General features: G+C 66.8%; 10 protein-coding genes, 1 tRNA gene and 3 pseudogenes. 6 read left to right on the top strand and 8 right to left on the bottom strand.

The window, feature by feature from the left end; translation table 11 throughout:
* The first annotated feature begins 279 nt into the window (after positions 1-279).
* The gene (locus BMG07_RS17320) at positions 280-648 is read left to right on the top strand and encodes a hypothetical protein (protein ID WP_198085613.1); all 369 of its coding nucleotides are present in this window, start codon (positions 280-282) and stop codon (positions 646-648) included.
* A gap of 7 nt (positions 649-655) precedes the next feature.
* Here the strand turns inward: BMG07_RS17320 and BMG07_RS17315 are convergent, their stop codons facing one another.
* Positions 656-838 (bottom strand): hypothetical protein, encoded by a 183-nt coding sequence (locus BMG07_RS17315; protein WP_198085612.1) that lies wholly within the window; start codon positions 836-838, stop codon positions 656-658.
* Positions 839-871: 33 nt separating this feature from the next.
* Positions 872-1,243, bottom strand: a complete 372-nt coding sequence (locus BMG07_RS17310; RefSeq protein ID WP_198085611.1) for a hypothetical protein — start codon at positions 1,241-1,243, stop codon at positions 872-874.
* A gap of 346 nt (positions 1,244-1,589) precedes the next feature.
* Between BMG07_RS17310 and BMG07_RS17305 the strand changes: the two genes are divergently transcribed.
* The gene (locus BMG07_RS17305; protein WP_198085610.1) at positions 1,590-2,150 is read left to right on the top strand and encodes a hypothetical protein; all 561 of its coding nucleotides are present in this window, start codon (positions 1,590-1,592) and stop codon (positions 2,148-2,150) included.
* Positions 2,151-2,286: 136 nt separating this feature from the next.
* Here BMG07_RS17305 and BMG07_RS44925 read toward each other — a convergent pair.
* The 3 genes and pseudogenes from BMG07_RS44925 to hrcA form a co-directional block, all read right to left on the bottom strand.
* Positions 2,287-2,355 (bottom strand): annotated as a pseudogene (locus BMG07_RS44925) (hypothetical protein); the annotation flags it as partial.
* A gap of 70 nt (positions 2,356-2,425) precedes the next feature.
* Positions 2,426-2,502 (bottom strand) — tRNA-Ile (locus tag BMG07_RS17295).
* A 33-nt stretch (positions 2,503-2,535) separates the two neighbouring features.
* Positions 2,536-3,543 (bottom strand): heat-inducible transcriptional repressor HrcA, encoded by a 1,008-nt coding sequence (gene hrcA, locus BMG07_RS17290; RefSeq protein WP_198085609.1) that lies wholly within the window; start codon positions 3,541-3,543, stop codon positions 2,536-2,538.
* Positions 3,544-3,574: 31 nt separating this feature from the next.
* Here hrcA and BMG07_RS17285 point away from each other — a divergent pair, with 31 nt between their 5' ends.
* The 3 genes and pseudogenes from BMG07_RS17285 (at position 3,575) to rapZ (ending at position 7,046) form a co-directional block, all read left to right on the top strand.
* Complete coding sequence (locus BMG07_RS17285; protein ID WP_198085608.1) at positions 3,575-4,486, top strand: NAD kinase; 912 nt, start codon at positions 3,575-3,577, stop codon at positions 4,484-4,486.
* 1 nt (position 4,487) lies between these two features.
* A pseudogene (gene recN / locus BMG07_RS17280) lies at positions 4,488-6,171 on the top strand (DNA repair protein RecN).
* A complete protein-coding gene (gene rapZ / locus BMG07_RS17275) occupies positions 6,168-7,046 on the top strand; it encodes an RNase adapter RapZ (protein WP_198085607.1) in 879 nt (292 codons plus the stop codon). The pseudogene recN and the gene rapZ overlap by 4 nt, the downstream one beginning before the upstream one ends.
* A 6-nt stretch (positions 7,047-7,052) precedes the next feature.
* On the opposite strand, the pseudogene mutY reads toward rapZ, so the two are convergent.
* The 3 genes and pseudogenes from mutY to mutM form a co-directional block, all read right to left on the bottom strand.
* Positions 7,053-8,089, bottom strand: a pseudogene (mutY, locus tag BMG07_RS17270) (A/G-specific adenine glycosylase).
* Between the two features lie 34 nt (positions 8,090-8,123).
* Positions 8,124-10,088, bottom strand: coding sequence for a dynamin family protein (locus BMG07_RS17265; RefSeq protein ID WP_198085606.1), 1,965 nt, complete (start codon positions 10,086-10,088; stop codon positions 8,124-8,126).
* An 89-nt stretch (positions 10,089-10,177) separates the two neighbouring features.
* Complete coding sequence (gene mutM, locus BMG07_RS17260; protein WP_198085605.1) at positions 10,178-10,990, bottom strand: bifunctional DNA-formamidopyrimidine glycosylase/DNA-(apurinic or apyrimidinic site) lyase; 813 nt, start codon at positions 10,988-10,990, stop codon at positions 10,178-10,180.
* Positions 10,991-11,070: 80 nt separating this feature from the next.
* Here mutM and BMG07_RS17255 point away from each other — a divergent pair, with 80 nt between their 5' ends.
* Positions 11,071-12,918, top strand: coding sequence for a tetratricopeptide repeat protein (locus BMG07_RS17255; RefSeq protein ID WP_198085604.1), 1,848 nt, complete (start codon positions 11,071-11,073; stop codon positions 12,916-12,918).
* The last annotated feature ends 1 nt before the right edge of the window (position 12,919 follow it).

Here is a 12,919-nt window from a genome sequence, read left to right as displayed (position 1 = left end):
TCAAGTCGTAAGTTGGCTTGACGGCGAGCGCAATCCATCCGGCCGAAATAGCAAAGCCCACTATCAGTCTCTTCTCCCTCGTCTCTTCTCCTCAGCTTTTCTGAATTGTGCCAAGGGCTGGGGACGGTTCAGCATCCCATGTTTGCGTGCTCCTGATCGCTCACCCTAAAAGCCATAGGCACGAGAAAGTCCGTCGAAGTGGACTCGCGGTCACGCAGGGCGCTTACTGGGTAACTGCGAGCTGCCTTTGACGCCAAATGGCTCATGGACAATGGGCTCATGAAACCAATCCGATACATCCTCTCGACTCTGATGTTCGCGGCGACTGGCCTTGCTCAGGCGGAGCAAGCCATGGCCGGCATAGGAGTAGCCACCTGCGACGTTTGGCTCGACGCAAGGAAAAAGCCGCAACAGGATAGAGAAGCTGTCATCGAAGGACTGGTGGTCGCCTGGGTTCAAGGCTTTCTTTCGAGCAAGAACGCTGCCGGGGCAAAAGGCAACTCGGTCCTAGATGTGCCGCCTCCTACCTCAATCGAGTTGGTCATGGACAAGATCTGTGGGGACAATCCAAATTGGAAGATCTACGTAGCCGCAGACACCTTTGCGACCGTGCTCATCGAGCAGTATCGAGGCAGCGGGCGAAAGTAGTCTGACATTACTGCAGCGCGACCTCGGCGCCGTCGGCGGCCACCATCACGCCCGGCGATGCCGCATCGACCTCGATGCGAACGCCCATGCCCTCTTCCGTCTTGTAGGTCTCGTCGGCGTTATGCAGCTTGCGTAGCTGCTGCGCCCAGGCGCGCATCCTTGCGCACTGCCGAGTGACGATGTAGGCCACGCCCTCAACGTTCTCATAACATTCGTCATCGTCTCAAGCTACGGGCGTGACCGCGTCGAGATAGACAGCATCGACCGGCTTGAGCAGCCGAAGAAACAGAGGGTGGCGACGGCCGCGAGGTTCAGGCATGCGCTTTTCTAGCGCGGATCCTCGGAAAGCTTGAACACGGGCTTTTCGGTCGTGATCAATGAAGGCGAGCGCCACCAATCCTTCGCTATGCTTACGACCAACAAACAGGAGTGAAAAGAGGATGAAATTTCGTTTGGGTATCTGCGCCTCAGCGGTCGGGCTGCTCGCAATCTCGGGATGCTCACAAATCCCGATTGAGATCTCTCCCGAGACTTTCGAGCCGATCGCACAGGGGCGGTATGAGCCCTCCAAGCAGGCGCTCTTGGCCGATTGCATCTTCGACGGCTGGGACACCGTGATGAACTACGCCGCGCCATCACAGGCGAGGCTCATAAAGCGAGCGTGGGGTTACAGGGTGGACGCCATATCGCTCACCAACAAGCTCATGACGGCCGAACTTCGCGACGACGGAACGTACACCGTGTCACGCATGAAGGAGCGAAGGACCATAACCACGCTTGAACCAGAGATCAAAGCAGTGACGGCATGTCTCCAACAGTTTGGAGCGACCACCTCGAAAGTCGGGGGGTAAGCAGACGCCTGAGGCCGGAATTGAACTCGCGCATCGCGGACATCGCGCTGAGTGCTGACCCGCAAAAGAAAACTCTCGAGGAGCGAAGAAATGCGAAACTTCATTGCGGCCGGACTCTTGGCTATCAGTACGCTCGCGAATGCCCAGTGGGCTCAAGAACCAGCCTCAATCATGGGGATCGAATTTGGTGGGCGGAGGGATGCGATTCCGCGCTGCCCACCGGGTGACGCTGCGCGCCAGGCCAGAACGCCCTGTCTCGAAGCCGACAGCGCAGACCGGTCGACCGGCACACTGTGGGGCCTACCCCTGAACTTCCTTCTTGGGGGCGGACGCGTGCGCTTTATTGATGGGCGCGTACAACTCATCGCCATGGCGGTTGACCGCGATGACAGCTACCGACGCCTCAAGGCGATTCTCGTAGAACGATATGGAGAACCGCATGAGGTCGAAGTGAAAAGCGTGGTGACGAACGGCGGTGCCGTGCTCGATTCCGAAGAGAGCATGTGGCGAGGGCCGAAAGTCTTGATCTTGCTATCTGAGCGCGCCGGCTACACCGATCAGTCGAGGGTTGCGTTCTCGTATCGCCCGCTTGGTCAAAAGAAGATTGAAGACGACGTCAAACGCGACCGTTCCGATGCATCCAAGCTCTGAGATCGCCATGCGCCCTCCTCGCCCTCGCTAGACTTCCGGTGAACCGAGTAAAAAAGCCCGTTCTGAATCCCGCCTCGCGCGGGCTTTTTCATTCCCGGGGTCGGCACCGAACCGGCACACCTTTCATTAGAAGGCGCTACTTTCCCAGATAGCGCCGCACATCAACAACCATAACGCCGACAGCTTTGACAGCCTCGCGTAGTTTTGCCTCGCTTAGGAATTACGGAGCAGTGCTACAAGATATGTAGCACTACATCCAGCAAATACGGGGATTGTGGTAGGCCGTGATGGGCTTGAACCATCGACCAACGGATTATGAGTCCGCTGCTCTAACCAACTGAGCTAACGGCCCACGCGGCACGATTCTATATTCGCGCGGCGCCGCCTATTTGCGATGGCTCAGGGCATTGCTCACCAGGCGCGACGTGATGTCGACGATCTGGATCATGCGGTCGTAGGGCATGCGCGTCGGCCCGATCACGCCCAGCGTGCCCACGACCTGCCCGTCGACCTCGTAGTTGGCGCTGACGATCGACAGCTCCTCGAACGGCACCACCTGGCTTTCGCCGCCGATGAAGATGCGCACGCCCTCGGCCTTGCTCGACACGTCGAGCAGCCGCATCAGTTGCGCCTTCTGCTCGAAGAGCTCGAAGGCCCGGCGCAGTTGCCCCATGTCGCTGGAGAAATCGGTCACGGCCAGCAGGTTGCGCTCGCCGGAAATCACGACGTCGTCTTCCTGCGCCTCGGTCAGCACCTCGGAGCTGACGTTCACCGCGGCCTGCATCAGCGCCGCGATCTCGCCGCGCAGTTTTTCGACCTCGGACTGCAACCGGTCGCGCACCTGCTCGATGGTCAGGCCCGCGTAGTTGGCGTTGATGTAGTTCGACGCCTCGACCAGTTGCGACTGCGAGTAGTCGGCCTCCGGAAAGATCACCCGGTTCTGCACATCGCCGTCGGGCGACACGATGATCACCAGCAGCCGCCGGTCGGACAGCCGCAGGAACTCGATCTGCTTGAACACCGACGCGCGGCGCGGCGCCATCACCACGCCCACGAACTGCGACAGGTTCGACAGCAGGTTCGCCGCGTTGGCAATCACCTTTTGCGGCTGGTCGTGCGCCAGCGCCGGCGGGCTCATCTGCTCGCGCTGGGCGGTCAGCATGGTGTCGACGAACAGGCGGTAGCCGCGGTGCGTGGGGATGCGGCCGGCCGAGGTGTGCGGGCTGGCAATCAGCCCCAGCGCCTCGAGGTCGGACATGACGTTGCGGATGGTCGCGGGCGACAGATCCAGCCCCGAAGAACGCGAGAGCGTGCGGGAGCCGACGGGTTGCCCGTCGGCGATGTAGCGCTCGACGAGCGTCTTGAGCAGCAACTTGGCACGGTCGTCCAGCATTGCAAGATTTTAGTGTTGTAATTTGTGAGATATGACCTCTCGCTTCCGTCACGTCGCCTTGATTGGCAAATACCAGGCTTCCGGCGCCCGCGCGCAGGCGGATGCGCGCGACGGCGTGATGGAAGGCATCGGCACCTTCCTCGAATCGCAGGGCTGCACGGTATTTGTCGAGCGCTCGACTTGCGAAGACGAAGAGGCCGACGCCGGCGCCAATTCGCGCTACGAAGCCCTGTCGGTCGAGGAAATCGGCCAGCGCTGCGACCTCGGCCTGGTGGTCGGCGGCGACGGCACCATGCTGGGCATCGGCCGGCAACTCGCAAGCTACGGCATTCCGCTGATCGGCATCAACCGCGGCCGGCTCGGCTTCATCACCGACATCCCGCTGGACAACTACCAGGCCACGCTGATTCCGATGCTGGCCGGCGAATACGAGGAAGACCACCGCAGCCTGATGCACGCGCAGGTCATGCGCGACGGCGCCTCGGTGTTCGACGCGCTGGCCATGAACGACGTGGTGGTCAACCGCGGCGCCACCTCGGGCATGGTCGAGCTGCGCGTATCGGTGGGCCGCCACTTCGTGGCCAACCAGCGCGCCGACGGCCTGATCATCGCCACGCCCACGGGCTCGACCGCCTACGCGCTGTCGGCCGGCGGGCCGCTGCTCCACCCGGCGGTGCCGGGCTGGGTGCTGGTGCCGATCGCGCCGCACACGCTGTCGAACCGCCCGGTGCTGCTGCCCGATGCCGACGAGATCGTCATCGAGCTGGTGGGCGGGCGCGACGCCAGCGCCAATTTCGACATGCAGTCACTGGCCACGCTCGCGATCGGCGATCGCGTGGTGGTGCGCCGCTCCGACTTTCGCGTGCGCTTTTTGCATCCGCGCGGCTGGAGCTATTTCGACACGCTGCGCAAGAAACTTCACTGGAACGAAGGGGGCTCCTGAAATGGCGCTGCGACGCATCGCACTGCGCGACTTCGTGATCGTGCGATCACTCGAACTCGACCTGTCCGGCGGCTTCACGGTACTCACCGGCGAAACCGGCGCGGGCAAATCCATATTGATCGACGCGCTGCAACTGGCGCTGGGCAACCGCGCGACGCGGGCGCGGTGCGCGAAGGCGCCGAGCGGCTGGACGTGAGCGCCGAGTTCGATGCCGACCCGGCGCTGGAAAGCTGGCTCGACGAAGGCGGCTTCGAGCCCGGCGACGCGCTGCTGCTGCGCCGCACCGTCGACCTGCAGGGCCGCAGCCGCGGCTGGATCAACGGCAGCCCCGCCACGGCCACGCAACTGCGCGAACTCGGCGACCGCCTGCTCGACATCCACGGCCAGCACGCCTGGCAGAGCCTGACCCGGCCCGAGGCCGTGCGCGGCCTGCTCGACGCCTATGCGGGCGTGCGCACCGACGCACTCGACGCCGCCTGGCAAGGCTGGCGGCAGGCGCTTTCCGCGCTCGAACATGCGCGCTCGGCGCAAGACTCGCTGCAGCGCGAACGCGAGCGGCTGCAGTGGCAGATTTCCGAAGTCGCCAAGCTCGCACCGGGCGCGACGAGTGGGAAGAACTGTCGACCAACCACTCGCGCATCTCCAACGCACAGGCGCTGATCGATGCCGCGCAAGGCGCCAGCCAGGCGCTCGAGGACGACGACAACGGCGCGCTGTCCGCGCTCACGCGCGCGGCCACGCTGCTGCAGAACTGCGAGCACATCGAGCCCGAGTTCCGCAACCTGGGCGAAGTGCTCGCGTCCTGCGTGGCGCAGGCCTCCGACGCGGCCCATTCGCTGCACGGCTACCTGCGCGACGCCGAAGCCGATCCGCAAAGCCTGGCCGAACTCGACGAGCGCATGGGTTCGTGGATGTCGCTCGCGCGCCGCTACAAGCGCACGCCGGCCGACCTGCCGGCGCTGCTGGCCGGCTGGCAGGCCGAGCTGCAGGCACTCGACGCGCAAAGCGACCTCGAAGGCCTGGAGCGCGCCGAACAGAACGCGCAGCAGGCCTACATGAAGGAAGCGAAGGCGCTCGGCAAGTCGCGCAAGCAGGCGGCGCCGCGCCTGGCCCAAGCCGTCACTGAAGCGATGCAGGGCCTGGGCATGCAGGGCGGCCGCTTCGAAGTCGAACTGCAGCCGCTGGCACAGCCCGGCCGCGCCGGCCTCGAAGACGTGGCCTTCCTCGTGGCTGGCCACACGGGCAGCACGCCGCGCGCCATCGGCAAGGTGGCGTCGGGCGGCGAGCTATCGCGCATCGCGCTGGCCATCGCCGTGACGACCAGCCAGCTCGGCGCCGCGCAGACGCTGATCTTCGACGAGGTGGACGCCGGTGTCGGCGGCGCCGTCGCCGAAACGGTCGGCCGCCTGATGAAGCAACTCGGCCGCGACCGCCAGGTGCTGGCCGTGACCCACCTGCCCCAGGTGGCCGCGTGTGCCGACCACCACCTCGTGGTGGCCAAGCGCCAGACCGCGGCGGCCGGCAAGGAAGGCCCACGCACCGAGAGCGGCGTGTCGCGCCTGGACGACGACAACCGCGCCCGGGAAATCGCCCGCATGCTGGGCGGCGAAAAGGTCTCGCAGACTTCGCTTGCGCACGCACGCGAGATGCTCGGCCACCAGACCGCTTCGGCGACCGCGCCATGAGCCTGGACCTCGTACTCATCACGGGCATGTCGGGTTCCGGCAAGTCGGTGGCCCTGCACGCGCTGGAAGACGCGGGCTACTACTGCGTCGACAACCTGCCGCCCGAGCTGCTGACGTCGTTCATCGCCCTGCAGCACGAGCAGCAGGCCACGCGCGTGGCCATTGCGATGGACGTGCGCAGCGGTGTGTCGCTACCGATCGTCCCGCAGCAGCTGGAGGCGCTGCGGCGCGACGGCGACATTTCTCTGCGCTCGCTGTTCCTCGACGCGACCACCGACGCGCTGCTGCGCCGCTACTCTGAAACGCGCCGCCGCCATCCGCTGTCGCGCCAGGAGGGCCGCACCGACGTGCCCGAGCAGCACCGGGTGCTGATGCAGGCCATCGAGCTGGAGCGCGAGTTGCTGGCCGACCTGCGCGACGGCGCCGACGTGATCGACACCAGCCTGATCCGGCCGGCGCAGCTGCAGAGCTACATCAAGTCGCTGATCTCGGCGCCGCAGAGCGCGCTGACGCTGGTGTTCGAGTCGTTCGCGTTCAAGCGCGGCGTGCCGCTCGATGCCGACTACGTGTTCGACGTGCGCATGCTGCCCAACCCGCACTACGTGCCCGCGCTGCGCCCGCTCACGGGCCGCGACGAACCGGTGATCGAATGGCTGCGCGAACACGACGATGTGGCGCGCATGTACGACGACATCGAACAGTTCCTGTCGCACTGGCTCGACGCGCTGGCGCGCGACCATCGCAGCTACGTGACGGTGGCCATCGGCTGCACCGGCGGGCAGCACCGTTCGGTGTTCCTGGTCGAGCAGCTGGCGCGGTTGTTCGGCGCCCGCTGGGGTGCGCTCAAGCGGCACCGCGAGCTCGACGCGACCTGACGAGACTTACGGCGCCTCGCTGCTCTCCAGCAGCTTGCGCACCGGCGCCGGCAGGCCCAGCCGGCCCCATTCCTGCGCCTCGACCCAGCGCGCCCCCTCGCCTTGCGGCTGCGCGCCTTCGAGCAGCACCGGGTGCAGGTGCAGATCCTTGTGGGTCAGCACATGCACGAAAGCCGGCAGGTCTTTCACGCCGCGTTGCGCCTTCGGCGGCAGCGCGGCGAGCAGGTCGTCGCGGCTGTCGAACACCGGCAGGCAATAGAGCCCCGCCCAGATGCCCTTGGCCGGCCGCTTCTCCAGCCACACACGGCCTTGCGCATCGCGCGCCAGCAGCAGCCAGAGCGACTGCGCGCTGCGCTTGAGCTTGCGAGTCTTGACGGGGTAACGCTCGGGCGCGCCTTCGCGCAAGCCCACGCAGGTCTTGTCGACCGGGCAGATCATGCAGCTCGGCTTGCGCGGCAGGCAGACCGTGGCCCCCAGGTCCATGAGCCCCTGCGTGTAGTGCGCGATGGCTTCGCGCTGCTCGGCGGGCGGCAGCAATTGCGTTGCCAGGTCCCACAGCGCGCGCTCCTGCGCCGACGACGACATGTCGCCGGCAAAGCCGAGCACGCGCGTCAGCACGCGCTTGACGTTGCCGTCGAGGATGGCGACGCGTTCGCCGAAGCAGAAGGCGGCAATCGCGGCGGCCGTGGAGCGCCCGATGCCGGGCAAGGTCACCAGCTCTTCGGCCGTGCGCGGAAACTCGCCGCCGAAGCGCGCGACCACGTCCTGCGCGCAGCGGTGCATGTTGCGCGCGCGGCTGTAGTAGCCCAGGCCGCTCCAGAGGCCGAACACCTCGTCTTCGGTGCCGGCGGCCAGCGCCTTCACATCCGGAAATCGTTCGAGAAAGCGCGCGAAGTAGCCGAGCACGTCGTCACTTGCGTCTGCTGGAGCATCACCTCCGACAGCCACACGCGGTACGGGTCGCGCGTGTTCTGCCACGGCAGCTGGCTGCGGCCGTGGCTGCGTTGCCAGGCCACGACCTGCGCGGCGAAGTCGGGGGGCAATCGAAGGGTCGCCGCCGCCGTGGAGGCGGAACGCTCAGGCCGCACGCAGTTCGCCGACAGCCGCAGCAGCGTCCTGCGGCTTGCCTTGCTGCGTGATGAGCGTGGTGAACTCGCGCAGGCGCAGATGCAGCTCGGCCAGGTTGCTCTCTTGCGCGGCCAGCTCGAGCAGCCGCTCGTCGAGGTTGCCCGCCGCGCTCTGGATGCGCTCGATCGCTTCGATGCGCTTGCTGAAATTGCGACGCCGCTCCTTCAGCTGCGCATCGATCTGCGCGCTCGCGCCCTTGCTCCAGCGCTCGACCTCGGTCATGGCGGCTTCGTTGACGAGCCGAAGCCGGCTGGCCAGCGCGCGCACCAGCTTGTCGCAGAAGTCGGCCTGCGCAAGCTTCAGCAGGTTGCCCACGCCCAGGTAGTGGATGTGGCTGCGTTCGATCTGGCTCAGCTCCTGCTCGAAGCCCGTGAGGTCAGGCTCGGCCGGCGCCTGCAAGGTAAAGCCCTGCTCGGCGTTGAGCTGGCGGAAGGTGGCGTGCAGCATCGACTGGATCTCGGCCGTGGTCGCCTGCACTTCGCGCAGGTTGTTGCGCAGCGAGTCGAAGGTCTCGGCGTACACCTTGCGCACATTGAACTTGACGCCGGGGCGCTTGAGCGCCGCCGACAGCCGCACCATGTCGGCCTTGAGCGCGGTGCGCCCGAGCACGGCATACACCTCGCGCAGCAGCTTGCCCTGCACCGAACGCAGCGCCAGGATGCGCGTGTTGCTGCCTTCGAACTCGGCGTGCTCCTGGTCGATGCGCGCGCGCATGTGGCGGATCACCGAAACGTTCTTGCCGCGCAGCCCCTGCAGCTCGAGCGCCTGCTCGGACAGGTCGCGCTGCCGCACTTTGAGGATGCGTTCGGCCTCGGTGCGCAGCGAGGTCATGCCGGCATCGACCGCGAGCCGCAGCATGGTTTCGCGCTTGCCGAGCACGCCTTCGCCCAGCAGGGCTTCGAGCGCCGGCAGGCGGCTGGCCTCGAGCAGCGGCACGTCGCGCTGGATCTTGGCCTGCAGGCCCTTCTGCGCCGACACCGGCAGCACCTGCGCCAGCGGCACTTCGAGCAGGCGGGCCGCGCTGTCGCGCTGGCGCTCGATCTGCTGTGCGATCTGCGCGGGCGTGCTCAGCGTGTCCCACATGGTGTCAATCTTGTTGAGCACCACGAAGCGCGTGTTGTTGCCCTCGTCCTCGGTAATGAGGTGTTCGCGCCAGATCGACAGGTCGGAGCGCGTGACGCCGGTTTCGGCGCCCAGGATGAAGACGACCGCGTGCGCCTGCGGAATCAGGCTCACCGTGAGCTCGGGCTCGGCGCCAATCGCGTTCAGGCCCGGGGTGTCGAGAATCACCAGCCCCTGCTCCAGCAGCGGGTGCGGCATGTTCAGCACCGCATGGCGCCAGCGCGGAATCTCGACGCGGCCCTCGGTGTCCTGCACCGGGTTGTCGTCGGGCGTTTCGTCGTTCCAGAAACCCAGCGTGCGGGCTTCGTCCTTGGCGACCCAGCGCACCTCGGCCACCTTGCCCATGGCCTGCGCCAGTTGCTCGGCGTTGCTCACGTCGATGGCGATCTCGGTCCAGCGCGAAGGCTTCTCGCGCCAGTGGGCGAGCGAGTGCGGCTCCAGGCGGGTCTCGATGGGCAGCAGGCGCAGCTTCGGCGACAGGGCGGGGTCGTAGCCCAGCTCGGTCGGGCACATCGTCGTGCGGCCCGCGCTCGCGGGCATGATGCGCCGCCCGTAGCCGGCAAAGAAGATGGCGTTGATCAGCTCCGACTTGCCGCGCGAGAACTCCGCGACGAAGGCGACCATGACCTTGCTGGTGCGGATCTGCGTTTCGAGGCCGCGCAGGCGCTCGGCCACCGCCTGGTCGAGCAGCTCGTTCTCTGTCAGCCAGCGGGACAGCCACTGCAGCCGGCGGGCGAAGTTGCTCCGCCAGGCACCGTGCTGATCGAGTTGTTGGTTGAAAGAGCGGCTCAAGGGAAATATGTAAGGATTAGCTTACAAATATAGCATCGGGAGGCGTGCAACAACCGTTTCCGGGGCATTCCATTCGCGGCGCGGGACGGCTACTTCTGGCAATTGGGGCAGTAGTAGGTGGAGCGCTGGCCCTGCTTGAGCAGGCGAATCGGCGTTGCACAAACCCGACAAGGCTCGCCGGCCCGGCCGTAGACGGTCGCCTCGAGCTGGAAATAACCGTTCTGGCCGTCGATGTTCGAGAAGTCGCGCAGCGTGCTGCCGCCCTTCTCGACCGCGCGCGCCAGGATCTCGCGCACCGCCGCATGCAGCTTGGCCGCGCGCGGCCGGCTGATGCGCGCCGCCGACAGCGTGGGCCGGATGCCGGCCTGGAACAGCGCCTCCGACGCATAGATGTTGCCCACGCCCACCACCACGTCGCCCGCCAGCAGCACCTGCTTGACGGCCGTCTTGCGCTTCTTGAGGCCGGCATGAAAGACGTCGAGGTCGAAGTCCTCGCCCAGCGGCTCCATGCCCAGGCCGCCGAGCAGCTTGATGGCCCAGGGCGCGTCTTCGTTCTCCACATAGACCACGGCGCCGAAGCGCCTCGGGTCGTTCAGCCGCAGGGTGCCGAGGTCGGTCGCGAGGTCGAAGTGGTCGTGCGCGTCGGGCGGCGGCAGCACCTTGTCGAAACGCAGGCTGCCCGACATGCCCAGGTGCAGCAGCAGGATGCCGCGGTCCAGGTCGATCAGCAGGTATTTGCCGCGCCGGCGCACCTGCAGCACGCGCCTGCCCACCAGCGCTTCGGGCAGCACCATCAGGGCCCAGCGCAAGGGTTTGCCGATGCGCACCGCGTCGATGCGCGCGCCCGCGATGCGGTCGGCAATGCCGCGCCGGGTGACTTCGACTTCGGGTAATTCGGGCATGAAAAGTAAATCTCCGGCAAATGCGAACGGCGACGAAGCCCCACGCGGCGCACGTTCAAAAGCTGGATTATTATGGTCGGATGAACCTTCCGCCCCGCCGACACCGCCTTGCGGCGGCCGCGTCTTTAGTCTTGCTGGCCTGCGCGGTTCACGCGCAAACCACCGATCCCGCAGCGCCCACCAGCCCCGCGCCCGTCATCGAACGGTCCGCCCCGGCCAAGCCCGCAATCCGGCCGCGCGCCGTGGCCGCCAAGGCCGCCGCCGAGCCCGCGCCGCAGCCGTCGGCGCTCACCGCCGACCTGTTCTACGAAATCCTGATGGGCGAGATGACCACTCGCTCCGGCGACCCCGGCTCCGGCTACGCGCTGGTGCTCGACGCCGCACGCCGCCTGCGCGACGGCAAGCTGTTCCAGCGCGCGGTCGAGATCGCGCTGCAATCGCGCTCCGGCGACGCGGCGCTGGCGGCAGCCCGTGCCTGGCAGGAAACGCTGCCCGCCTCGCGCGACGCGCGGCGCATCGAACTGCAGATCCTGATCGCGCTCAACCGCATCGGTGAAACGGTCGAGCCGCTGCGCGCCGAAGTCGCGGCCACCTCGCAGATCGAACGCCCGCTGCTGATGGCCGTGATCGCGCGCAACTACTCGCGCGCCACGGACAAGAAGCTGGCCGCGTCGGTGGTCGAGCAGGCGCTGTCCGACGAACTGAAGAACCCGGTCACCGGCGGCCTGGCATGGGCCACCGCCGGCCGGCTGCGCCTGAACGCGGGCGATGCCTCCGGCGCGCTGGAAGCCGCGCGCAAGGGCCAGGACATCGATCCGGCGTCCGATGCCCCGGCCGCGCTGGCGCTCGAGATGATCGACCCCGGCCAGCCGCTGGCCGAGCCCATCGTCACGCGCTTCCTGAACAACAACCCCAAGGCCGCGCCCGACCTGCGCATCGCCTATGCGCGCGTGCTGGTCGAGAACCGGCGTTTTGCCGACGCGGCCACGCAGCTGCAGGCGCTGACCACGCAGCGCCCCGAACTGCCCGAGCCGTGGCTGCTGCTCGGCAGCCTGCAGATGCAGGCCAAGCAGGACGCGGCCGCCGAGACTTCGCTCAAGCGCTTCATCGAACTCACGGCCAGCCCGGCCAAGGACGCCGGCGATGCGGTCGACCGCAAGCGCACGGTGTCGCAGGCCTACTTCGCGCTGTCGCAACTGGCGGAGCGCCGCAAGGACTTCACGGCCGCCGAGCGCTGGCTCTCGCGCGTCGACGGCGCCGATGAAATCGTGGCCGCGCAGACCCGCCGCGCGGCCCTGCTCGCACGCCAGGGCAAGCTGCCGCAGGCGCGCGAACTCATCCGCGCCCTGCCCGAGCGCACCGCCGACGACAAGAAGCAGAAGTTCCTCGCCGAGGTGCAGTTGCTGCGCGACGCCAAGCAGTACCAGGCCGCCTACGACATGCTGGCGCAGGCCTCGGCCGCCGCGCCGGACGACGCCGACCTCGTCTATGACCAGTCGATGGTCGCCGAGAAGCTCAACCGCCTCGACGACATGGAGCGCCTGCTGCGCCGGCTCATCGAGCTCAAGCCCGACAACCAGAACGCCTACAACGCACTGGGCTATTCGTTCGCCGATCGCAAGATCCGGCTCGACGAGGCGCGCACGCTGATCCAGAAGGCGGTGCAGCTGGCGCCGGACGATCCGTTCATTGCCGACAGCCTGGGCTGGGTCGAGTTCCGCCTCGGCAACACGAACGAGGCGATCCGCATCCTCGAAGCGGCCTACAAGACGCGCCCCGATCCCGAGATCGGCGCGCACTTCGGCGAAGTGCTGTGGAGCACCGGCCAGAAAGACCGCGCGATCACGATCTGGAAGGAAGCCCTGCTGAGCGACGCCGAGAACGAAACGCTGCAGGAGACGCTCAAGCGCCTGCGCGTGAAGCCCTGAA

Source organism: Variovorax sp. E3 (genome assembly GCF_016082275.1).
In the GTDB taxonomy this organism is placed as follows: Bacteria; Pseudomonadota; Gammaproteobacteria; order Burkholderiales; family Burkholderiaceae_C; genus Variovorax.
Note: the sequence above shows the minus strand (reverse complement) of the source record. Positions and strands in the feature narration are given on the sequence as shown.